Raw genomic sequence first — 23326 nt, 5'->3', positions numbered from 1 at the left:
GCCGTCAGGCCCGGGGGCCTGGCTCGGACCGCTTACGCAGGCGCAGGTCGCCGTCCGCGACGCCCGCCGCCAGCCGCTCGGCCAGGGTGTCCAGCGCCGACAGTTGTCTGCGTACCTCGGCGCGGTGCCGCTCCGTCTCGGCCAGCACCGCTTCGAGATCGGCGATCTCCTCCGGCGGAAGCTGCGGCAGGTCCATATCCTTCACGCTCACCCGGCGCACGAGCGAACCGCTGCCCCGCTGCTGATTGCGAGGTGCGGCCAGCAGGCGGGCCAGCGCGTGCGGACGCATCCACAGGCCCTCCGGACGGACCGTCCGACCCGCCGCCAGGTCCATCAGGTACTTCCGATACGCGGCGATCCGCAGCCCTTGCACCGGCGCCAGCAGGACACAGCCGCCTGCGTCGTCCACCTGCGTGCGGACACCGTGCTCGGTGAGCATGAAGACATCGCCCTGTTCCGTCATCAGGCTCTGCGGGTAGGCCGCGAGGTCCTCCAGCATGATGCGCCGCTCCCCGATCGGCAGGGCTCCCAGCATCTCTTCCCTGCCGATCACGGGCACGCCCGCGTCACCGATGTCGCTCTCCTTGATGCGGTGGCCCGGCAGGAGCTTGAGCTGCCCTGCCCTCAGCTGCCCGCCGACCTTGAAGTGCTCGGCACGATGCTCCCTCTTACCGACGCCGAGGTCACCGATCCACCGCTTCAGGTGGGGCAACGCAACATACGCGTTCTGCCTGGCCTCCACCGTCGCCACGAAGTGATCGAGCCCCTTCTCCGGGGACGCAAGCCGGTGTGCGGGCAACAGAGAACGTCCGTCGAGCAGATACGAGCTGGCGGGACCGGTGCTGGCCACAGGCACACGCTGCGCCTCCTCGGGCACGGGCATACCCGTACTGCGCAGCAACGCCTCGACGTTCTGCTGCCACGCGTCGCCCACCCGGCGCACCAACCGATCGGCGTCGATCAGCAGCACACCGGAGTCCGTCGGCGCCGACCGCGTGCTCCGCAACACCAACATGGCGTGCTCGGCGCCCGTACGGAAGGTGTGGATACGGCGGGGCAGCTGGACGATCGCCTCCACGGCGCCGGACTTGAGCAGGGCCTCCCGCATCCGGGTGTTCGCCGTGCCGATTCCGCCGCGTGGGCGGGACAGCGTCCAGGACGGGACGACCACCAGCCCCTTGCCCCTCTCCTTCAGACGCTCGACCGCCTCGACCGCCCATCGCAGCGGACCGTCCTCGTCCCGCTCCCGTTCGCCGGCGGCATAGGGCGGGTCGGCCACGACCAGCTCCGCCAGTGGGAATCCATGTTCGTTCAGCTCTGCCGGATCCGAGCACACCAGGGTCTCCCCTGCCGCCCAGTGCGCGAGCAGCCGGTACCGCAGCACGGTGCGCCGCAAGGCGTCCGGCTCCACGGCGGCGACCCGGTTCTCCCCGTCGTCGGCGGCGAGCTTGAGAAGCACGTCCCCCGTACCGGCGCAAAGGTTGACCACGGTCACGGGCCGTCTCATCGACAGCAGCGGCCGAGCCAGGACATCCATCAGTCCGGTCACCGGCACCGGCGTCGCGTCCATCATGAGATCCGACTCCAGACGCCCGGCCAGCCGGAGCACCGCCTCGGCAGCGGCTCCGGCGCTGCCCAGCTCCTCCACCAGCTCGCGCACCGTATGGAGGATCTCGTCACCGGCCAAGTCGAAGTCGCGGAGAAGGGTCGACGGCAGGCTCTCCTCCGTGCTGCCGCCACCTTCTCCCTCCATGGCGGCCACTGCCAGCGCCCGGACGATCAGTTCCTCCGGGCGCAGCGTGCCATGCCCGAGCGTCACCAATCGCCGCAGCCGGAGTCCCTCGCGGAAGCGCTCACCGTATGTCGGCAGGGTGCCGTCCGGGTGCCGTTCGCCATCGGGCACGGGCCGGTCGTCCAGCCAGCCCGCGATCTCCTCCGCGTCAAACAACGGCTTGCTCTCGGAGCCGCCGACCGCCTCGGGAAAGGAGGCATGGCGACGTCGCCAATTGCTGACCGTAGGCCGGCCGACCTCGGCAAGCTCCTTGATCTCGCCGAGCGTCACCGGCTCGTACTGCCGCCGCTCCGTCACAGCACAATCTCCTCCTCGCCCGAAAGGACCCGGGCCCTTCGCGCCAGAACCGCGGGGACCTGGCTGTACTTCTCGTGGCGGGCCGCCAAAGCGGGTGCGACGAGGGCCGTCAGCTGGACGGCTGTCCTGAAGTCCTCCTCCAACCGGCGGTGGTAGACGCGCTCGTGGTGAGCGACGCGGTTGCGCAGGGTCTGCATGATCCCCAGCTGCCTATGGAGATCCGTGCGGCGCACCCCCTTGAAGCAGTGCCGCAGCGCCGGGTTCCAGTACTTCATCTCGTAGTTTCCGGAACCACCCCTGCTGACCAGCCCGACCCAGAAGCCGAACGAGAGTGCGGCGACGATGTCGCACGGAGCAGCGCTCTTGCCATGCTCAGCCAGCTTCGCCCGAGCATCCCGGATTTCCTTCATCGCCCAGTCGTTCGGCGCCGCCCGCCGCAGGTTCCACCAGTCGGCCTGGCCGAACTTGCCGGTGAGCTGTCGGTGGATCCTGTTGCGCAGGCTCACCTCCAGGTCACGCAGAGGGCTGTGCAGCGCCCGGGCCGCCTCCGCGTCCCAGGCGTACAGTCGCAGTGCCACCACCGCATCGCCGTGGCACTCGTCCAGGAACGGCTGAAACCGTTCTGGGGAGATGGCCTCGATTAATTCCTTCTCGCCGTTCGCCGTCATCGCCCACTTCCTTCGTTCGGGCCACCGTGTTACGGTGCCCTAGTACGCCTTGGAGTCCTGTCACCGCTTGCTTCGCCGCATAGCACACAGCCCAGGGCAGAGCCTGGTGTGACGCCCTGCACTGCCCACCGCAATTAGGCAGTGCAGGGCGTCACTGTTTGCCGCTGTGAGAGTCGAGCTGACGCCCCCTCACCGCGATGAGTCAAACCTAGCGCTTCTTCCTGCAGAAGTGAAGAGCGAACAGCACGCTACTGCTGAGAAGCGGGGTTCTCAGCAGTAGCGTGCAACTCGCTGACAATTGAAAAGCGGGCCGCGCTCCGGCGCGACCCGCTTCCGTGACCTCCCGACCGTCAACGGCCCAGCCGCCGTGCGACCTCCGTCGCCCAGTACGTCAGGATCAGCTGCGCGCCCGCGCGCCGGATGCCCGTCAGGCTCTCCAGGATCGCCGCGTCCCGGTCGATCCAGCCCTTCTCGGCGGCGGCCTCGATCATCGCGTACTCGCCGCTGATCTGGTACGCGGCCACCGGCACGTCCGACGCCTCGGCGACCTTCGCCAGGATGTCCAGGTAGGGGCCGGCCGGCTTGACCATGACCATGTCCGCGCCCTCCTCCAGGTCGAGCGCCAGCTCGCGCAGGGACTCGCGGATGTTGGCCGGGTCCTGCTGGTAGGTCTTGCGGTCGCCCTGGAGCGAGGAGCCGACGGCCTCCCGGAACGGGCCGTAGAAGGCCGAGGAGTACTTCGCGGTGTACGCGAGGATCGAGACGTCCTCGTGGCCCGTCTGGTCGAGCGCGTCGCGGATGACGCCGACCTGGCCGTCCATCATGCCGCTGGGGCCCACCGTGTGGGCGCCCGCGTCGGCCTGGACCTGCGCCATCTCCGCGTACCGCTCCAGCGTGGCGTCGTTGTCCACCCGGCCGTCGGCGGTCAGCACCCCGCAGTGGCCGTGGTCGGTGTACTCGTCGAGACAGAGGTCGGACATGATCACCAGATCGTCGCCCACCTCCTCGCGCACCGCCCGCAGCGCGACCTGGAGGATGCCGTCCGGGTCGGTGCCCGCCGTGCCCCGGCCGTCCTTCTTCTCGTCCAGCGGCACACCGAACAGCATGATCCCCGAGACCCCGGCCGAGGCGGCGTCCACGGCGGCCTTCCGCAGGGTGTCCGCGGTGTGCTGCCGCACGCCGGGCATGGCCGCGATCGGGACCGGGGCGTCGATGCCCTCCCGGACGAACGCGGGCAGGATCAGGTTGGCCGGATCGAGCCGTGTCTCGGCGACCATCCGCCGCATCGCGGGGGTCGTCCGCAGCCGACGGGGCCGCGAGCCGGGGAAGTTTCCGTACACAGTCATCCTTCGAGACTAGACCCGCGCACACCGGGCTCTTACCGACACCGGCGCCGGGAAACCCGGCCGGACACACAGCCGGAAAACGCGGCGGGGCCCGACCGCCTCACAAGGAGGCGGACGGGCCCCGCGACCGCGACCGGATCAGGTCGTCGTACGGCGCCTGCGCGCGCCCGGACGCCGCTCGCTGGGACGGGTCACCGGGTCACCGGCCTCCCGCGCCGCGTCCCGGCGCCGCGCGCCGAACTCGGCCAGCGCCTCGGCCAGCTTGTGCACCGAGGGCTCCGGCGACAGCACGTCCACGCGCAACCCGTGCTCCTCGGCGGTCTTCGCCGTGGCGGGGCCGATACAGGCGATGACCGTCACGTTGTGCGGCTTGCCCGCGATGCCGACCAGGTTGCGGACGGTCGAGGACGAGGTGAAGAGCACCGCGTCGAAGCCGCCGCCCTTGATCGCCTCGCGGGTCTCGGCCGGCGGCGGCGAGGCGCGGACCGTGCGGTACGCGGTGACGTCGTCGACCTCCCAGCCCAGCTCGATCAGCCCGGCCACCAGGGTCTCGGTGGCGATGTCCGCCCGCGGCAGGAACACCCGGTCGATCGGGTCGAAGACCGGGTCGTACGGCGGCCAGTCCTCAAGGAGACCGGCGGCGGACTGCTCGCCCGAGGGCACCAGGTCCGGCTTCACACCGAAGTCGATCAGCGCGGCGGCCGTCTGCTCGCCCACCGCCGCGACCTTGATCCCGGCGAAGGCACGGGCGTCCAGCCCGTACTCCTCGAACTTCTCCCGGACCGCCTTCACCGCGTTGACGCTGGTGAACGCGATCCACTCGTAGCGGCCGGTGACCAGGCCCTTGACGGCCCGCTCCATCTGCTGGGGCGTACGCGGCGGCTCGACGGCGATCGTCGGCACCTCGTGCGGCACCGCGCCGTAGGAACGCAGCTGGTCGGAGAGCGATGCCGCCTGCTCCTTCGTCCGCGGCACGAGCACCTTCCAGCCGAACATCGGCTTGGACTCGAACCACGCGAGCTGGTCGCGCTGGGCGGCGGAGCTGCGCTCCCCGACCACGGCTATGACCGGCTGATGGCCCTCCGGCGACGGCAGCACCTTGCCCTGCTTGAACACCTGGGCGATCGTCCCGAGGGTCGCCGTCCAGGTCCGCTGGCGGGTCGTCGTGCCGCCGGCCGTCACGGTCAGCGGGGTGTCGGGCTTGCGGCCCGCCGCGACCAGCTCACCGGCGGCCGCGGCCACCGCGTCCAGCGCCGTCGAGATGACGCACGTCGCGTCGCTCGCGCCGACCTCGCTCCAGCAGCGCTCACCGGCCGTACGGGCGTCGACGAAGCGCACGTCGGCGCCCTGCGCGTCCCGCAGCGGCACCCCGGCGTACGCGGGCACCCCCACGGCGTTGGCGATGCCGGGCACGACCTCGAAGGGGATGCCGGCCGCGGCGCAGGCCAGCATCTCGGAAGCGGCGTTCCCGTCCAGGCCGGGGTCTCCGGCCACGGCACGGACGACCCGCCTGCCGCCCTTCGCTGCCTCCATGACAAGATTGGCCGCGTCCCTGAGAACGGGCACCCCGGCGGCCGTTGACTGCGCGTCAACAACCGCCGGCTCAGGGGTGCTTACCCCTGCCCGCGCATGGCAGCGGACCACACCGAGAACATCCGGCTCGGCGACAAGGACGTCCGCGCTCGCAAGCGCCTCGACGGCGCGCAGGGTCAGCAGTCCCGGATCGCCGGGCCCGGCACCCAGGAAGGTGACCTGCCCTGCGGAGTGGACCGGGAAATCGTGTGAGGCGGGGCCGGTGGGGCTCAAAGTGCTCGCTCCCCCATAAGACCGGCCGCACCCTTGGCAAGCATCTCGGCCGCGAGTTCGCGACCGATCGCCGCCGCGTCGTCGTGCGACGTGGGAACGGGACCGGTGGTGGACATCTGCACCAGCGAGGCACCGTCGGTGGAACCGACGACACCGCGCAGGCGCAGTTCGTTGACAGCCTGACCGTCGGCGAGGAGATCGGCGTACGCACCCACGGGTGCGGAGCAGCCGGCCTCCAGGGCGGCGAGCAGGGCACGCTCGGCGGTCACGGCGGCCCGGGTGTACGGGTCGTCGAGCTCGGCGAGCGCGGCGGCGAGGTCGGCGCTGCTCGCAGCGCACTCGATCGCCAGTGCTCCCTGACCGGGAGCGGGCAGCACGGTGTCGAACGACAGGAAGTCGGTCGCCTCACCGCTCCGGCCCAGACGGCTGAGCCCGGCCGCGGCGAGAGCCACCGCGTCCAGCTCCCCGTCGCGTACAAAACCGATGCGCGTGTCCACATTTCCGCGGATCGGAACGGTCTCGATCTCCATTCCGTGGCTGCGGGCGTACGCGTTGAGCTGGGCCATGCGGCGCGGCGAACCGGTGCCGATCCGGGCACCGGCCGGCAGCCGCTCGAAGGTCAGCCCGTCCCGCGCCACCAGCGCGTCGCGCGGGTCCTCGCGGACCGGTACCGCGGCCAGCACCAGGCCCTCGGTGGGCGCGGTCGGCAGGTCCTTGAGCGAGTGCACGGCGAAGTCCACCTCGCCGCGCAGCAGCGCCTCGCGCAGCGCGGCGACGAACACGCCGGTGCCGCCGATCTGCGCCAGGTGTTCCCGCGAGGTGTCCCCGTACGTGGTGATCTCGACGAGTTCGACGGCGCGGCCGGTCACCTCGCTGACCGCGTCTGCGACGTGGCCGGACTGCGCCATGGCCAGCTTGCTGCGCCGGGTCCCCAGCTTCAGGGGTGAGTTGTCGGTCATGACCGCCCTCGATTCGGGTCGTTCAGGTCTGCCCGTGAGACGGCGGCCACCGTCTGCGGGTCGAGGTCGAAGAGTTCTCGCAGCGCGTCCGCGTAGCCGGCGCCGCCGGGCTCGCTGGCGAGCTGCTTGACCCGCACGGTGGGCGCGTGCAGGAGCTTGTCGACGACGCGGCGCACGGTCTGCGTGATCTCGGCGCGCTGCTTCTCGTCCAGGTCGGGGAGGCGTCCGTCCAGCCGTGTGATCTCGTCCGCGACCACACCGGCGGCCATCGTGCGCAGGGCGACGACGGTCGGGGTGATGTGGGCGGCGCGCTGGGCGGCGCCGAAGGCGGCGACCTCGTCGGCGACGATGGTGCGCACCTGGTCCACGTCGGCGGCCATCGGGGCGTCCGCCGACGCCTCCGCGAGCGACTCGATGTCGACGAGGCGTACCCCGTCGAGGCGCCCGGCGTCCGCGTCGATGTCGCGGGGCATGGCCAGGTCGAGCAGCGCGAGGCGCGCCGGTCCGGTGGACTGGGCGGGGATCAGGCCGCTCGCCGTGTCCCGGCCGAGCGCCCCGGCGACGGCCTCGGCGGTGAGCACGAGTCCGGTGGCCCCGGTGCAGGAGACGACGATGTCGGCACGTGTCAGTTCGCCGGTCACGTCCGCCATCTCCACGGCGTGCGCGCGCACTCCGGTGGAGCCGGGCTGGTTGAGGATCTCGACCAGCCGGTCGGCGCGGGCGCGGGTGCGGTTGGCGACGACGATCTCGGCGACGCCGGTGCGGGCCAGGGTGGCGGCGGCCAGCGAGGACATGGAGCCGGCCCCGATGACGAGGGCGCGCTTGTCCTTCGCCCAGGCCGCGGTGTCGGTGCCCTCGGCGAGCTGTTCCAGGCCGAAGGTGACCAGGGACTGCCCGGCCCGGTCGATCCCGGTCTCGCTGTGGGCGCGCTTGCCGACCCGCAGGGCCTGCTGGAACAGGTCGTTCAGCAGCCGGCCCGCGGTGTGCAGCTCCTGGCCCACGGCGAGCGCGTCCTTGATCTGGCCGAGGATCTGGCCCTCGCCCACGACCATCGAGTCCAGCCCGCAGGCCACCGAGAAGAGGTGGTGGACGGCCCGGTCCTCGTAGTGCACATAGAGATACGGAGTCAGCTCGTCGAGCCCGACGCCGCTGTGCTGGGCGAGCAGCGTGGACAGTTCGGCGACGCCCGCGTGGAACTTGTCCACGTCGGCGTACAGCTCGATGCGGTTGCAGGTGGCCAGGACGGCGGCCTCGGCCGCGGGTTCGGCGGCGAGGGTGTCCTGGAGGAGCTTGGCGCGGGTGTCGGCGGCCAGCGAGGCGCGTTCCAGTACGGAGACGGGGGCGCTGCGGTGGCTCAGCCCCACGAGGAGCAGGCTCATGCCGGCATCACGGCGGGCATGTCCCCGTCGGGTCCCTTCCGGCCGGTGCTGGTGGCGCGCACGGGCGGCGCGGCCGGGTCGGAGGCCGGCTCGGCGCCGTCCTCGCCCGCCTTGCGCTGCTCGTGGAAGGCGAGGATCTGGAGCTCGATGGAGAGGTCCACCTTGCGCACGTCCACGCCGTCGGGCACCGAGAGGACGGTCGGGGCGAAGTTGAGGATGGAGGTGACCCCGGCGGCGACGAGCCGGTCGCACACCTGCTGGGCGGCGCCGGGCGGGGTGGTGATCACGCCGATGGACACGCCGTTCTCGCTGATGATGCGGTCGAGTTCGTCGGCGTGCTGGACGGGGATGCCGGCGACGGGCGTGCCGGTCATCGCCGGGTCGGCGTCGATGAGGGCGGCGACCCGGAAGCCGCGGGAGGCGAAGCCGCCGTAGTTGGCGAGGGCCGCGCCGAGGTTGCCGATGCCGACGATGGCGACCGGCCAGTCCTGGGTGAGGCCGAGCTCGCGCGAGATCTGGTAGACGAGGTACTCGACGTCGTAGCCGACGCCGCGTGTCCCGTAGGAGCCGAGGTAGCTGAAGTCCTTGCGCAGCTTGGCGGAGTTGACCCCCGCCGCCGCCGCGAGTTCCTCGGAGGAGACCGTGGGTACCGAGCGCTCGGACAGCGCGGTCAGCGCGCGGAGATACAGCGGGAGACGGGCGACAGTGGCCTCGGGAATTCCTCGGCTGCGGGTCGCCGGTCGGTGATTTCGGCCAGTTGCCACGATGCTCCTGCGGGATGAGCGGGGCTGCAGGCGGCCGTATGTCCCTAGACCGCCCCGTCGAATGCAGGCTATGTCTTTGTGAACGCGTGCACAAAGATAGTGTCCGGTTTGTCCGGTCAAAGTGACCGGGGTCACGCACATCCGTCGCGCGATCCAGGAACCAGGGATCGCATCAGCCCGTTGCAGGCCCGAAGGGGGCAAAGCCGAACACACTCCTCACAGCTACGCCCCCGAGACCACTCAAAACGCCCATGATGGTAACCGGGTTTCGGTCAGGAAAGCAGCGCGCTGCGCAGTCTCACCGGGTCCACCCGCCAGAACGTGTGCTGTTCGTTATCCACGAGCACGACGGGGATCTGCTCCCAGTACTCCCGGTACAGCTCCTCGTCCCGGGTGATGTCCTTCTCCTCCCAGGAGGCGCCGGTCTCCTCGCACACCGCGCGGACCACGTCGCGGGCGTCGTCGCAGAGGTGGCAGCCCGGCTTCCCCACCAGGGTCACCACCCGCTCGGCGGGGTCCTTCTTCTTACGTCGCGGCAGGGCACTCATGTCCTCATTCTGCGTCGGCGGACGTGGCGCCCCGGACACCAGGAGTTCACGCCCCCGCATCACGGCGGAACCCGGAGCACCGGGCCGACTGGCTATGCTCGCCGCATGGCCGCTCTTGGATGGCTCACCCCCCGCAGGCGTTCCGCTACCGCGCGCAGCGTCCTGGCAGGCGAGGCGGCGGCGGAGGCCGCGCGGAAGTCCTCACTGGAAGCCGGGTCCGCCGCGGCGGAGACCGAGGCCGAGGACACCGGGGCGCGGGAGCCCGAGTTCCCCGTCGTCGGCGACGAACGGGCCGCCGCCTTCTTCGACCTCGACAACACCGTGATGCAGGGCGCCGCGCTCTTCCACTTCGGCCGCGGCCTGTACAAGCGGAAGTTCTTCGAGCGCCGCGAGCTGACCCGGTTCGCCTGGCAGCAGGCGTGGTTCCGGCTGGCCGGCGTCGAGGACCCGGAGCACATGCAGGACGCCCGCGACAGCGCGCTGTCCATCGTCAAGGGCCACCGCGTCTCCGAGCTGATGTCGATCGGCGAGGAGATCTACGACGAGTACATGGCCGACCGCATCTGGCCCGGCACCCGCGCCCTGGCCCAGGCCCACCTCGACGCGGGCCAGAAGGTGTGGCTGGTCACGGCCGCCCCGGTGGAGACCGCCACCATCATCGCCCGCCGCCTCGGGCTGACCGGCGCCCTCGGCACCGTCGCCGAATCGGTCGACGGCGTGTACACCGGGCGCCTGGTCGGCGAACCGCTGCACGGACCCGCGAAGGCGGAGGCGGTGCGCGCGCTGGCCGCGGCGGAGGGCCTGGACCTGGCGCGCTGCGCCGCGTACAGCGACTCGCACAACGACATCCCGATGCTGTCGCTGGTGGGCCACCCGTACGCCATCAACCCGGACGCCAAGCTGCGCAAGCACGCCCGCGCCCTGGACTGGCGGCTGCGCGACTACCGCACCGGCCGCAAGGCGGCCAAGGTCGGCATCCCGGCCGCCGCGGGCGTCGGCGCGCTGGCCGGCGGCACGGTCGCCGCGGTCGCCCTGCACCGTCGCCGCCGCTGACCCTCCGCGCCCGTGTACGTCAACACGGAGCAACGTTTCACCCACCACAACCCGTCGCGCCCACAGACAGATCCCGAAGCAAAACGATCAACAAGTGGTCACGACGAGCGACTCAGTGCGTCGAAAAGTTGGCACAGAAGCGACGCAATCGATGATTTGTGCAACTGGGCGTAGTGCGGCCTGTACGAAGCGTTATTCTCCTCAGACGCATTCCGGACCCGCCGCTCACCACGACGAGTGACGGTTTCGCACTGCTCGTGATGGAAGCTCTGCCTCTGGGAGTCCCGTGTACCCACACGTCGGGGTTGACGCCTCGGGCCTGGCTACGCTGCGCGCATCCGTAGCCGAACGCATGCGCGGCTTCGTCCCCACCGCGTACGCCGTACCCGCATTCGCCACCCCTGCACCTGCCGGCCCCTGCTACGCCCTGGCCGAACGCTCCGCGGCGGTCGGAAGACGCGGCAACCGCGCGGCGGCGACCGCGCCCGTCCGGCGGCCCGCCGCCGACAGCGACAGCGCGCGCATGATGGAGCTCGTCGAGCGCGCGCAGGCCGGCGAGGCCGACGCCTTCGGCCGCCTCTACGACCAGTACAGCGACACCGTCTACCGCTACATCTACTACCGCGTGGGCAGCAAGGCGACGGCGGAGGACCTCACCAGCGAGACCTTCCTGCGCGCCCTGCGGCGCATCTCCACCTTCACCTGGCAGGGCCGCGACTTCGGCGCCTGGCTGGTCACGATCGCGCGCAACCTGGTCGCCGACCATTTCAAATCCAGTCGCTTCCGGCTGGAAGTGACCACCGGCGAAATGCTCGACGCCAACGAGGTCGCCCGCAGCCCCGAGGACTCCGTCCTGGAGTCCCTCTCCAACGCCGCGCTGCTCGAAGCCGTGCGCCGGCTCAACCCCCAGCAGCAGGAATGCGTGACCCTGCGCTTCCTCCAGGGCCTGTCGGTCGCCGAGACCGCCCGTGTGATGGGCAAGAACGAAGGCGCGATCAAGACCCTCCAGTACCGAGCCGTCCGCACCCTCGCCAGGCTCCTCCCGGACGATGCCCGCTGACCTCCACTCCCCCGGTCGGCCTGCCGCCGGCCCCGCCGACGCCTTCGGCGCGCGCTGGTCCGATCATCCTTCGTGCGTAACCCAAGTGCCGCGCCACTCGTTGTGCCGGTTGCAGGCCCCCTGTCGTCACACCATGCCCGCGGACGCTCACTCGATCGTGTGGAAGCGCTCAAGGTGTGCAACCTTCCGGACACCCAGGGGAGTCGACCGTCATGACGAGAGGAGGTGCCGCCAGTGATCGCAAACGTCTCGGCACACCGGCGGGCGAACGCCTTCGCCCAGGCCCTGGAGGAGCAGTCGCTCCGCGGTGCGGCGGCCGTACAGCCCGAGGACCCGGCCGAACAGGCCGACCGAGGAGCGCTGTTGGCCCTGGCGACCGGCCTCGGCGAACTGCCGAAGCCGCAGTTGGACCCCGAGGTCAAAGTGGTGCAGCGAGCCCAGCTCGTCGCCGCCATGGAGGCCGCGTTCGCCGAGGGAGGCGCATCCGCGGACCCTACGGTGCCCGAACAACGGAGCAGGAACAGCCACCGCGCGTCCCCGCTCCGCAAGCTGCGCCCGAGATCCCGCTGGACCAAGGGCCTCGCCGCCGGCGGACTCACGGTCGGTGTGGCGGCCGGCGCCTTCGGCGGAGTGGCCGCCGCCAGCTCCGACGCCCTCCCCGGTGACTCCCTCTACGGCCTGAAACGCGGCATGGAGGACCTCCACCTGGGCCTCACCCGCGACGACACCGACCGCGGTGAGATCTACCTCGACCAGGCGTCCACCCGTCTCAGCGAAGCCCGCCGGCTCATGGAGCGCGCCCGCTCCGGCCACCTCGACCACGAACAGCTCGGCGAGATCCGGCGCACCCTCAACGGCATGACCCACGACGCCACCGAGGGCCACCGCCTTCTGCACGCCGCGTACGAACGGGACGGCGCCCTGGGCCCGATCCAGACCCTGGACTCCTTCTCCCGCTCCCACCGCGCCACCTGGAGCAGCCTTCGCAACCGCCTCCCGGTCCAGCTCAGCGACGTGGGCGACCAGGTCAGCTCCGTGTTCGCCGCCATAGACGAAGAGGTCGCACCGCTCCAGTCGCTGTTCCCGCGCGCCCCGGAACAGGGCGCCGAGTCCCAGCGCTCCGACTCCTCGGACACCCGCACCGGCCCCTCGACCGGCCCGTCGCAGGCCCCCGCGCCCTCCTCCTCCGCCCGCGACGAGGACAGCGGTACGGGCAACAGCTCCTCGCCGCGCCCCTCGGACGCCGGCAGCAGCCCCGCGGAAGGCGGCCTGATCGGCGGCGGCACGGACGGCCTGTTCGACCCGCCCTCGCCCGACACCACCAGCCCGTCGCACGAGACCCCGAGTCAGACGCCTACCCCGGACATCACCATCCCGCCGCTGCTGCCCGGCCTCATCGGCGGACTGGGCATCGACCCCGAGGACGACCGCGGCTGACCCGGCCCCACCGGTGCGGCGGCGGCCGTCAGAAGAACACCGACCGCCGCTGCACCAACAGCCGGTACAGCGTGTGCTGGATCTGCTCCCGCACCTGATCCGTCAGGTTGAACATCAGCATCGGGTCCTCCGCCGCCTCCAGCGGATAGCCGTCCGTCGCGATCGGCTCACCGAACTGGATCGTCCACTTCGTCGGCAGCGGCACCATGCCCAGCGGCCCCAGCCAGGGGAACGTCGGCGTGATCGGGAAGTACGGGAAGCCCAGCAGCCGCGCCAGCGTCTTCGCGTTCCCCACCATCGGATAGATCTCCTCCGCGCCCACGATCGAGCACGGCACGATCGGCACCCCGGCCTTCAGCGCCGTCGACACGAACCCGCCCCGCCCGAAGCGCTGGAGCTTGTACCGCTCGCCGAACGGCTTGCCGATCCCCTTGAAGCCCTCCGGCATCACCCCGACGACCTCGCCGTTGCGCAGCAGCCGCTCCGCGTCCTCCGCGCACGCCAGCGTGTGCCCCGCCTTGCGGGCCAGCTCGTTGACGACCGGCAGCATGAAGACCAGGTCGGCCGCGAGCAGCCGCAGATGCCGGTCGGCCGGATGGTGGTCGTGCACGGCGACCTGGAGCATCAGCCCGTCCAGCGGCAGCGTCCCGGAATGGTTGGACACGATGAGCGCCCCGCCCTCGGCCGGGATGTTCTCGATGCCCTTCACCTCGACCCGGAAGTACTTCTCGTACACCGGCCGCAGCAGCGACATCAGGACCTGGTCCGTCAGCTCCTCGTCGTAGCCGAACTCGTCGACGTCGTACTCGCCGGTGACCCGCCTGCGCAGGAACGCCAGCCCGCCCGCGATCCGGCGGTCCCAGGACCCCCGCCCCTCCTCCCCGGACCGTCCGGCGCCCTCCTGGGGGCTTTCCCGGTCGCCGTCGTCCGCCCGGCCGCCGGGCAGGGCGGACACCGACCCCGTACCGCGTACCGAAGGGCGCCGGCGCGCGGGACGCGGTGATCCCCCCGGCCGCGAACGGTCGTCGTCGAACGGAATGACCTTGGCATCCGCCATCGCGCTGCGCTCCTCTACCTGGCGCTCGGGGTCGGGTCGGGGGCGGCGCCGTCCCCGGCGATCAGGGGCACGGCCGCGGCCACCCGGTCCACGGCCCGGCCCACCGCCTCGGGCGGCAGCAGGCCCGGCGCCCGGCTGCGGGCGAACTCCGCGAACGTCTCGCCCGTGGAGTACTTCGGCGAGAACCCCAGGGTCTCGCGCATCTGGACCGTGGAGACCACCCTGCCATGGGTGAGCAGCCGGATCTGCTCCGGCGAGAAGTCCGTCATGCCGACCGCCCGCAGCGCCTGCCCGACCCAGGTGACCGCCGGCAGCAGCAGCGGCACCGTGGGCCGCCCCAGCCGCCGCGCGCACTGCGAGAGCAGCAGCACCCCGTCGCCCGCGATGTTGAACGTGCCGCTGTTGAGCGTGGAGCGCCGGGGCTCGCTCGCCGCGATGCCCAGGACGTCGAGCACGTCGTCCTCGTGGACGAACTGGAGCCGGGGGTCGTAGCCGAAGACGGTCGGCAGCACCGGCAGCGAGAGATAGTCGGCGAGCGGCGAGTCCGCGTCCGGGCCCAGGATGTTCGCGAACCGCAGCACGCACACCGCGACGTCCGGCCGGCGCCGGGCGAAGCCCCGTACATAGCCCTCGACCTCCGCCGCGTCCTTCGCGAAGCCGCCGCCCGGCAGCGACTTGGGCGGGGTCGTCTCGTGGAAGACCGCCGGGTCGCGCGGCGCCGAACCGTACACGCCGGTACTGGACTTCACCACCAGCCGCTGCACCGAGGGCGCCTTCTGGCAGGCCCCCAGGAGCTGCATGGTACCGATGACGTTGGTCTCCTTGACGGCCGACCGCCCCTGGGCGCCGAGCGCGAACCCGCTGACGTCCAGATGTACGACGGTGTCCACGGAGTGTTCGGCGAGCACGCGGGCGACGGCCGGGCCCCGGATGTCCGCCCGGGTGAAGACGGCGTCGCCCAGGTCGTGATCCGGCGGGACCGCGTCGAGCGCGATCACCCGCTCCACGTCCGGGTCACGCTGGACACGCCGCACGAAACGACCGGCCAGCTGCCGGGCCGCTCCCGTGACGAGCACGACCTTCCCCACGATCAGCGCCTTCCGTCGGTCTCCCGTGCGAGGGGTGAGAAGTACCGCAGAACGTCACCGTAACGGGTGGACACCTCCCGTACACAGCACCGCAGCCCTCCCGCCGGTCGATCGGCGGGAGGGCTGCGGACACGAACTGCGTTCGCCTACTTCTTGTTGCGACGCTGAACGCGCGTGCGCTTGAGCAGCTTGCGGTGCTTCTTCTTGGCCATCCGCTTGCGCCGCTTCTTGATAACAGAGCCCACGACTACCCTCGCTCACTTCTTCTTCACTGGTGCGGGGCGTCTGGGCCCACACGACCTACGTCGGCCTAGCCTACCCGCCACCGCGTGAGGGACGTAATCCGAGGGGAATCTCAGGCCGATGCCACCCCCACGAAGGACTCGCGCAGATACTCGTGAACCGCTTGCTCCGGCACCCGGAAGGACCTGCCCACCCGGATCGCCGGCAGATGACCGCTGTGCACCAGGCGGTACACGGTCATCTTCGACACTCTCATGACCGCGGCGACTTCCGCCACGGTCAGGAACTTGACCTCGCTCAGAGGACTCTCGCTGTCAGCAGCCATGACTCACCTGTACCTTCCGCACGAGACGCGCACCGGCTTCCCCTCCGGTGACTCTTCGTCGCTGTGCGCTCACTCCCCAGGTTAGGGGCGGGTGATGCGAGTGGGGAAGAGGAGAGACGATCGGCCGCTACTGTGACAGACACGCCCGATTGAGTACATAGCGCGTGAGCGGCAAGTAGTACGCGGACCGCACCGCGTCGTCCAGCGGAACCGTCACCGCCACCCGCCCCTCGGCCTCCCCGACGAACAGCGCCGGGTCGTCCGTATCCGCCAGGCCGATCGCCTCGATGCCCAGCTGACCTGCCCCGCAGACCCAGCCGTGATCCCCCACGACCAGCTCCGGAACCGGCCCGCGCCCGGCCGCGGCGGCCTCCAGAGCGACCCGCACCGGCAGTGGGGAATGGGAGTGTGCGCCGGTGCCACCACCGGCCGGCCCCGCGCCGGGTTCACGCACCAGCGCGACACCCCGTACGTAGTCGAGGTTGTGCGTACGTACGCCAAACCGAGTCGTTATGTCGATACATCGCCCCTGCGCCGGGGTGAGGACAGGACATCCCGCCGACGACAAAGCGTCTGCCAGCGCCGCGTAGAAACCGATCAGCCGATGCGGATGCCCGGTCCCGAACAGCACCGGCGCCCGCCGCGCCGCCGCCTCCGACAGCCGGGCCGCGAACGCGTCGAGGCCGGCCACCGTGCGCTCGGGATCGATCACATCGGGCCCCGACACATGGGCGGGATCGTCCGAGACCCCGCACCTGTCCGCCATCAGCTCCAGCAGCTCCCGCTCGCCCCAGCCCCGCTCCGGGGCCAGCCCGAGCGTCACCCGGGGGTCCCGGGCCGCGAACAGCCGATAACTCCGCAGGCTCACCTCGCGCGAGGTGGCCACGGGCCCGGCCAGCCGGGCCGCCAGCAGATGCGCACGCAGCGCTCCGGTGCTCAACACCCCACCGATGCTGCACGAACCGGCCCGCCCAGGGGCCAAAAGCCCGATGACGCCCCACAGTCGGCGTAACCGTGCCGTCAGGTCAGCAGCCCCCGCAGCGGGAACGCCGCCCGCCGCGTCGCCAGCACCGCCTGGTCCAGCCGGTCCGCCGGGTCGTAGCCGTCCTCCCACGACGACCACGCGGGCGTCCGCCCGTCCGTCATCCGGGCCGGCCCCAACTGCCGCGTGCGCGCGTACACCTCGTCCCGCCACGACGACGGGATCACCGACTCCGGGTCCACCGGGGCGTGCGCGGCGATGCCCACCAGATGCGTCCAGGACCGGGGCACCACGTCCACCACGGCGTACCCGCCGCCCCCGAGCGCCACCCAGCGCCCGTCGTCGGCGTAGGTGTGCGCGAGGTCGTGGCAGGCCGCCATCACCGACCGCTGCGCGTCCAGCGACACCGCCAGATGGGCCAGCGGGTCCTCGAAGTGCGTGTCCGCGCCGTGCTGCGAGACCAGCACCTGCGGCCGGAAGTCCGCGAGCAGTTCCGGCACCACCGCGTGGAAGGCCCGCAGCCATCCGGCGTCCCCGGTCCCGGCCGGCAGCGCCACGTTGACCGCCCCGCCCTCACCGGCGCCCGACCCGGTCTCCTCCGGCCAGCCGGTCTGCGGGAACAGGGTGCGCGGATGCTCGTGCAAGGAGATGGTCAGCACCCTGGGGTCCTCCCAGAAGGCCGCCTGCACCCCGTCGCCGTGGTGCACGTCGACGTCGACGTACGCGACGCGCTCGGCGCCCAGTTCCAGGAGCCGGGCGATGGCCAGCGCCGGGTCGTTGTAGATGCAGAATCCAGCGGCCCCGCCGGGCATCGCGTGGTGCAGCCCGCCGGTGAAGTTCACCGCGTGCCGGGTCTCGCCCCGCCACACCGCCTCGGCGGCGGCCACGGACTGCCCGGCGATCAGCGCGGACACCTCGTGCATCCCGGCGAACGCCGGATCGTCCACGGTCCCGAGCCCGTACGCCTGGTCCGCCGACCGGGGGGCGGCCGACGCGGCCTTCACCGCCGCCACGTAGTCCGGCCGGTGCACCAGGCGCAGTGTGGAGTCGCCGGCCGGTTTGGCCGTCACCACGTCCACCGCCCGGTCGAGGCCGAACGCCCGCACCAGACCCATCGTGAGGGCAAGCCGGACCGGGTCCATCGGGTGGCTCTCCCCGAAGTCGTAGCCCGTTACTGCGTCATCCCACATCAGCTGTGCGCGGCCGCTCATGCCCGCCACCGTATCGGGCGGGTTCCGCCCCGAACGACTTGGTGTACAGGAGCGTCGCGAGCACCAGCACCATGGGCACCAGCATCGCGCCCCGGTAGCTCCAGGCGTCCCCGAGCGCCCCGACGAGCGGTGAGCCGACGAGGAAGCCGACGTAGTTGAAGATGTTCAGCCGGGCGATCGCGGTGTCGCTCGCGCCGGGGAACATCCGCCCGGCCGCGGCGAACGTCTGCGGCACGATCACGCACAGCCCGAGCCCCAGCAGGGTGAACCCGAGCATGCCCGTCCAGGCCCCGCCGGCGACGGCCACCACGGCGAACCCGGCCGCCGCCAGCACCGAGCCGCCCCGCACCACGGCCGCCGCCCCGAACCGCCGCACCCCGAGGTCGCCGACGGCCCGCCCCAGCAGCGTGGTCACCATGTAGACGTTGTACGGGACGGTGGCCAGCTGCTCCGAACTGCCCAGCACGTCCTGGAGGTACTTGGCGCTCCAGTTGGAGACCGTCGAGTCCCCGATGTACGCGAAGCACATCACCAGGCACAGCGGCAGCAACAGCCGGAACGAGACGGTCCCGGCCGCCCCCCGGGCCGGTTCGGCGCCCGGCTTCTCGTCCGTGCCCTCCGCGTACCAGCGGCTGCCGACGAGCGCCGCGGGCAGCAGCACCACGACGGCGGGAAGATACGAGACCGGCAACGACAGGTCCCAGTGCGCCCCGGCCCACGCCATCGAGGCCCCGGCGATCCCGCCCAGGCTGTACGCGGCGTGGAACCCCAGCATGATGGAACGCCCGTACGCCCGCTGGAGGCTGACGCCGATCATGTTCATGGACGCGTCGAGCGCGCCGACCGCCAGCCCGAACACCCCGAGGGCGACGGCGGCCTGCCAGATCTCGCTTCCGGCGCCGACGCCGAGGAGCGCGAGGAGCACGACGGGCTGTGCCCAGCGCAGGACCACTCGCGGCCGGACCCGGGCGACCAGCTTCTCGGTGAGCACACTGCCCGCACCGGCCAGGATCGGCACGGCGGCGAGGAACACGGGCAGCAGCCCGTCGGATATCCCGTACCGGTCCTGGATCGCGGGTATCCGCGTCACCAGGAGGGCGAAGGTGACCCCCTGCACGAAGAAGCTCAACGCGAGGGACGCCCTGCCGTGCCGCAACCGTGCATCTGTCATGGCGGCGAGCGTAGAGCCAGTTTCTACCGGTGGGTAGATACGTCAGGCAAGCAATTCCGGCAGCTGGCTCATGTCGGAGAAGTGCCCGGTCACCCCGGTCAGCCGGGCCGCGGGCATCATCGAGGTGAACCCGTACACGTCCATACCGGCGGCCCTGGCCGCTTCGACCCCGAGCGGGCTGTCCTCGATGACGACGCACCGGTCGGGCGCGACGCCCATGCGTTCGGCGGCGTGCAGGAAGAGGTCGGGGGCCGGCTTGCCCACGCGCACGTCCTCGGCGCTGAAGATCCATTCCTCCTCGAACCACTGGTCGAGCCCGGTCCTGCGGTGGCTGACCCGGATGCGCTGGTGGCTGCTGGAGGAGGCGACGCAGTACGGGACGCCGTCGGCAACCAGCATGCCCAGCACGTCGTCGACGCCGGGGACGGGCTCCAGCTCCTCTTCGAACGCGGCGAAGGTCCGCGAGTGGAGCGTGACGTCGAAGTCCTCGGGCAGCTTGGTCCCGGTCCGTTCGAGGATGGTGTCGTGGACGCGGTGCACGGCGGAGCCCATGTAGTCCCGCAGGGACTCCTCGTACGAGGTGGGGTGCCCCAGCTCCGTGAGGTAGCCGGCCAGGATGGTGTTGGCAATCGGCTCGCTGTCGACGAGCACACCGTCGTTGTCGAAGATGACAAGTTCGTAGCGCATGACACGACCTTAAAGGGTCAGAACGCAGAAGAGCCCCGTGCCACAAGGGCACGGGGCTCTTCCAAAAGGAGTTCGGCGGCGTCCTACTCTCCCACAGGGTCCCCCCTGCAGTACCATCGGCGCTGAAAGGCTTAGCTTCCGGGTTCGGAATGTAACCGGGCGTTTCCCTAACGCAATGACCACCGAAACACTATGAAATTCTGAACAGAACCGGACATGGACACGGCTGTTCGTTATTTCAGAACCAACACAGTGGACGCGAGCAACTGAGGACAAGCCCTCGGCCTATTAGTACCAGTCAGCTCCACCCGTTACCGGGCTTCCACATCTGGCCTATCAACCCAGTCGTCTACTGGGAGCCTTAACCAATCAAGTTGGTGGGAATACTCATCTTGAAGCAGGCTTCCCGCTTAGATGCTTTCAGCGGTTATCCTTTCCGAACGTAGCCAACCAGCCATGCCCTTGGCAGAACAACTGGCACACCAGAGGTTCGTCCGTCCCGGTCCTCTCGTACTAGGGACAGCCCTTCTCAATATTCCTACGCGCACAGCGGATAGGGACCGAACTGTCTCACGACGTTCTAAACCCAGCTCGCGTACCGCTTTAATGGGCGAACAGCCCAACCCTTGGGACCGACTCCAGCCCCAGGATGCGACGAGCCGACATCGAGGTGCCAAACCATCCCGTCGATATGGACTCTTGGGGAAGATCAGCCTGTTATCCCCGGGGTACCTTTTATCCGTTGAGCGACAGCGCTTCCACAAGCCACTGCCGGATCACTAGTCCCGACTTTCGTCCCTGCTCGACCCGTCGGTCTCACAGTCAAGCTCCCTTGTGCACTTACACTCAACACCTGATTGCCAACCAGGCTGAGGGAACCTTTGGGCGCCTCCGTTACCCTTTAGGAGGCAACCGCCCCAGTTAAACTACCCATCAGACACTGTCCCTGATCCGGATCACGGACCCAGGTTAGACATCCAGCACGACCAGAGTGGTATTTCAACGACGACTCCACAACCACTGGCGTGGCCGCTTCAAAGTCTCCCACCTATCCTACACAAGCCGAACCGAACACCAATATCAAACTATAGTAAAGGTCCCGGGGTCTTTCCGTCCTGCTGCGCGAAACGAGCATCTTTACTCGTAGTGCAATTTCACCGGGCCTATGGTTGAGACAGTCGAGAAGTCGTTACGCCATTCGTGCAGGTCGGAACTTACCCGACAAGGAATTTCGCTACCTTAGGATGGTTATAGTTACCACCGCCGTTTACTGGCGCTTAAGTTCTCAGCTTCGCCACCCCGAAGAGCAGCTAACCGGTCCCCTTAACGTTCCAGCACCGGGCAGGCGTCAGTCCGTATACATCGCCTTACGGCTTCGCACGGACCTGTGTTTTTAGTAAACAGTCGCTTCTCGCTGGTCTCTGCGGCCACCCCCAGCTCAAGCAGCACGTGCTATCACCAGGAATGGCCCCCCTTCTCCCGAAGTTACGGGGGCATTTTGCCGAGTTCCTTAACCATAGTTCACCCGAACGCCTCGGTATTCTCTACCTGACCACCTGAGTCGGTTTAGGGTACGGGCCGCCATGAAACTCGCTAGAGGCTTTTCTCGACAGCATAGGATCATCCACTTCACCACAATCGGCTCGGCATCAGGTCTCAGACTCATGTGCACGACGGATTTGCCTACCGTGCGTCCTACACCCTTACCCCAGGACAACCACCGCCTGGGCTGGACTACCTTCCTGCGTCACCCCATCGCTTACCTACTACCACCTTGGTTCGTCGGCTCCACCACTACCCTCAACTCCGAAGAGATCGGGCCGGCTTCACGGACTTAGCATTAATGGGCTCAGTACTGGGCGTTTCAAAGCGGGTACCGGAATATCAACCGGTTGTCCATCGACTACGCCTGTCGGCCTCGCCTTAGGTCCCGACTTACCCTGGGCAGATCAGCTTGACCCAGGAACCCTTAGTCAATCGGCGCACACGTTTCTCACGTGTGTATCGCTACTCATGCCTGCATTCTCACTCGTGAACCGTCCACAACTCGCTTCCACGGCTGCTTCACCCGGCACACGACGCTCCCCTACCCATCCCAGCCCCCGTTGGGGGTACATGCTGGAATGACACGACTTCGGCGGTACGCTTGAGCCCCGCTACATTGTCGGCGCGGAATCACTTGACCAGTGAGCTATTACGCACTCTTTCAAGGGTGGCTGCTTCTAAGCCAACCTCCTGGTTGTCTCTGCGACTCCACATCCTTTCCCACTTAGCGTACGCTTAGGGGCCTTAGTCGATGCTCTGGGCTGTTTCCCTCTCGACCATGGAGCTTATCCCCCACAGTCTCACTGCCGCGCTCTCACTTACCGGCATTCGGAGTTTGGCTAAGGTCAGTAACCCGGTAGGGCCCATCGCCTATCCAGTGCTCTACCTCCGGCAAGAAACACACGACGCTGCACCTAAATGCATTTCGGGGAGAACCAGCTATCACGGAGTTTGATTGGCCTTTCACCCCTAACCACAGGTCATCCCCCAGGTTTTCAACCCTGGTGGGTTCGGTCCTCCACGAAGTCTTACCTCCGCTTCAACCTGCCCATGGCTAGATCACTCCGCTTCGGGTCTAGAGCGTGCAACTCAATCGCCCTGTTCGGACTCGCTTTCGCTACGGCTTCCCCACACGGGTTAACCTCGCTACACACCGCTAACTCGCAGGCTCATTCTTCAAAAGGCACGCAGTCACGACATGCAAGCAAGCTTGCATGCGACGCTCCCACGGCTTGTAGGCACACGGTTTCAGGTACTATTTCACTCCGCTCCCGCGGTACTTTTCACCATTCCCTCACGGTACTATCCGCTATCGGTCACCAGGGAATATTTAGGCTTAACGGGTGGTCCCGCCAGATTCACACGGGATTTCTCGGGCCCCGTGCTACTTGGGTGTCTCTCAAACAAGCCGCTGATGTTTCAGCTACGGGGGTCTTACCCTCTACGCCGGACCTTTCGCATGTCCTTCGCCTACACCAACGGTTTCTGACTCGTCTCACAGCCGGCAGACCGTGAAAGAGAGATCCCACAACCCCGCATGCGCAACCCCTGCCGGGTATCACACGCATACGGTTTGGCCTGATCCAGTTTCGCTCGCCACTACTCCCGGAATCACGGTTGTTTTCTCTTCCTGCGGGTACTGAGATGTTTCACTTCCCCGCGTTCCCTCCACACTGCCTATGTGTTCAGCAGCGGGTGACAGCCCATGACGACTGCCGGGTTTCCCCATTCGGACACCCCCGGATCAAAGCTCGGTTGACAGCTCCCCGGGGCCTATCGCGGCCTCCCACGTCCTTCATCGGTTCCTGGTGCCAAGGCATCCACCGTGCGCCCTTAAAAACTTGGCCACAGATGCTCGCGTCCACTGTGCAGTTCTCAAACAACGACCAGCCACCCACCACCCCATCC

The 23326-nt window shown here is 69.2% G+C and carries 19 protein-coding genes and 2 rRNA genes; 3 read left to right on the top strand and 18 right to left on the bottom strand.

The features are described 5' to 3' along the window. Positions 1-4 precede the first annotated feature (4 nt). From DNK56_RS03035 to DNK56_RS03000, 8 genes are all read right to left on the bottom strand, one after another. Positions 5-2089 carry an N-6 DNA methylase gene (locus DNK56_RS03035; protein ID WP_111330166.1) on the bottom strand — a complete coding sequence of 695 codons (2085 nt, stop codon included), beginning with the start codon at positions 2087-2089 and terminating at the stop codon, positions 5-7. Beyond that, entirely contained in the window at positions 2086-2757 is a 672-nt protein-coding gene (locus DNK56_RS03030; RefSeq protein ID WP_111330164.1) for an Abi family protein, read from the bottom strand. Before DNK56_RS03030 ends, DNK56_RS03035 begins: the two co-directional genes overlap by 4 nt. Positions 2758-3107: 350 nt before the next feature. Further along, positions 3108-4103, bottom strand: a complete 996-nt coding sequence (hemB, locus tag DNK56_RS03025; RefSeq protein ID WP_199563902.1) for a porphobilinogen synthase — start codon at positions 4101-4103, stop codon at positions 3108-3110. A 138-nt stretch (positions 4104-4241) separates the two neighbouring features. Continuing rightward, positions 4242-5909, bottom strand: coding sequence for a uroporphyrinogen-III synthase (locus DNK56_RS03020; protein WP_111330160.1), 1668 nt, complete (start codon positions 5907-5909; stop codon positions 4242-4244). Next, complete coding sequence (gene hemC / locus DNK56_RS03015; protein ID WP_111330158.1) at positions 5906-6868, bottom strand: hydroxymethylbilane synthase; 963 nt, start codon at positions 6866-6868, stop codon at positions 5906-5908. Before hemC ends, DNK56_RS03020 begins: the two co-directional genes overlap by 4 nt. Further along, complete coding sequence (locus DNK56_RS03010) at positions 6865-8247, bottom strand: glutamyl-tRNA reductase (RefSeq protein WP_111330156.1); 1383 nt, start codon at positions 8245-8247, stop codon at positions 6865-6867. The genes hemC and DNK56_RS03010 overlap by 4 nt, the downstream gene beginning before the upstream one ends. Further along, on the bottom strand, positions 8244-9011 hold the full coding sequence (locus DNK56_RS03005) for a redox-sensing transcriptional repressor Rex (RefSeq protein ID WP_111330154.1): 768 nt from the start codon (positions 9009-9011) through the stop codon (positions 8244-8246). Before DNK56_RS03005 ends, DNK56_RS03010 begins: the two co-directional genes overlap by 4 nt. 272 nt (positions 9012-9283) lie before the next feature. Continuing rightward, a complete protein-coding gene (locus tag DNK56_RS03000; RefSeq protein WP_111330152.1) occupies positions 9284-9559 on the bottom strand; it encodes a glutaredoxin family protein in 276 nt (91 codons plus the stop codon). A 105-nt stretch (positions 9560-9664) separates the two neighbouring features. Between DNK56_RS03000 and DNK56_RS02995 the strand changes: the two genes are divergently transcribed. From DNK56_RS02995 to DNK56_RS02985, 3 genes are all read left to right on the top strand, one after another. Continuing rightward, on the top strand, positions 9665-10612 hold the full coding sequence (locus DNK56_RS02995; RefSeq protein ID WP_111330151.1) for an HAD family hydrolase: 948 nt from the start codon (positions 9665-9667) through the stop codon (positions 10610-10612). A gap of 286 nt (positions 10613-10898) precedes the next feature. After that, on the top strand, positions 10899-11672 hold the full coding sequence (locus DNK56_RS02990; protein ID WP_111330150.1) for an ECF subfamily RNA polymerase sigma factor, BldN family: 774 nt from the start codon (positions 10899-10901) through the stop codon (positions 11670-11672). A gap of 234 nt (positions 11673-11906) precedes the next feature. Then, on the top strand, positions 11907-13109 hold the full coding sequence (locus DNK56_RS02985; protein ID WP_111330149.1) for a DUF5667 domain-containing protein: 1203 nt from the start codon (positions 11907-11909) through the stop codon (positions 13107-13109). Between the two features lie 28 nt (positions 13110-13137). Here the strand turns inward: DNK56_RS02985 and DNK56_RS02980 are convergent, their stop codons facing one another. The 10 genes from DNK56_RS02980 to DNK56_RS02935 all read right to left on the bottom strand — a co-directional run bounded on the left by DNK56_RS02980 (position 13138) and on the right by DNK56_RS02935 (position 23265). Continuing rightward, positions 13138-14166, bottom strand: a complete 1029-nt coding sequence (locus tag DNK56_RS02980) for a lysophospholipid acyltransferase family protein (RefSeq protein WP_111330148.1) — start codon at positions 14164-14166, stop codon at positions 13138-13140. Positions 14167-14180: 14 nt separating this feature from the next. After that, a complete protein-coding gene (locus DNK56_RS02975) occupies positions 14181-15254 on the bottom strand; it encodes an NAD-dependent epimerase/dehydratase family protein (protein ID WP_111330147.1) in 1074 nt (357 codons plus the stop codon). 146 nt (positions 15255-15400) lie between these two features. Further along, positions 15401-15499, bottom strand: coding sequence for a 30S ribosomal protein bS22 (locus DNK56_RS02970; RefSeq protein WP_003948845.1), 99 nt, complete (start codon positions 15497-15499; stop codon positions 15401-15403). Between the two features lie 110 nt (positions 15500-15609). Next, the gene (locus tag DNK56_RS02965; RefSeq protein ID WP_111330146.1) at positions 15610-15822 is read right to left on the bottom strand and encodes a helix-turn-helix domain-containing protein; all 213 of its coding nucleotides are present in this window, start codon (positions 15820-15822) and stop codon (positions 15610-15612) included. Between the two features lie 127 nt (positions 15823-15949). Next, positions 15950-16765 (bottom strand): phosphatase, encoded by an 816-nt coding sequence (locus DNK56_RS02960; protein ID WP_111330145.1) that lies wholly within the window; start codon positions 16763-16765, stop codon positions 15950-15952. A gap of 77 nt (positions 16766-16842) precedes the next feature. Next, the gene (locus DNK56_RS02955; RefSeq protein ID WP_111330144.1) at positions 16843-18015 is read right to left on the bottom strand and encodes an acetoin utilization protein AcuC; all 1173 of its coding nucleotides are present in this window, start codon (positions 18013-18015) and stop codon (positions 16843-16845) included. Continuing rightward, positions 17984-19186, bottom strand: coding sequence for an MFS transporter (locus DNK56_RS02950; protein WP_111330143.1), 1203 nt, complete (start codon positions 19184-19186; stop codon positions 17984-17986). The genes DNK56_RS02955 and DNK56_RS02950 overlap by 32 nt, the downstream gene beginning before the upstream one ends. A gap of 42 nt (positions 19187-19228) precedes the next feature. Then, complete coding sequence (locus tag DNK56_RS02945; protein ID WP_111330142.1) at positions 19229-19873, bottom strand: HAD family hydrolase; 645 nt, start codon at positions 19871-19873, stop codon at positions 19229-19231. 70 nt (positions 19874-19943) lie between these two features. Beyond that, positions 19944-20060 (bottom strand): 5S ribosomal RNA (rrf, locus tag DNK56_RS02940). A gap of 81 nt (positions 20061-20141) precedes the next feature. After that, positions 20142-23265 (bottom strand): 23S ribosomal RNA (locus tag DNK56_RS02935). Between the last annotated feature and the right edge of the window lie 61 nt (positions 23266-23326).

This window comes from Streptomyces sp. AC1-42W, from assembly GCF_003248355.1.
Taxonomy (GTDB): Bacteria; Actinomycetota; Actinomycetes; order Streptomycetales; family Streptomycetaceae; genus Streptomyces.
The sequence above is the reverse complement of the archived record's forward strand: the minus strand, read 5'-3'. Positions and strand labels throughout refer to the sequence as shown.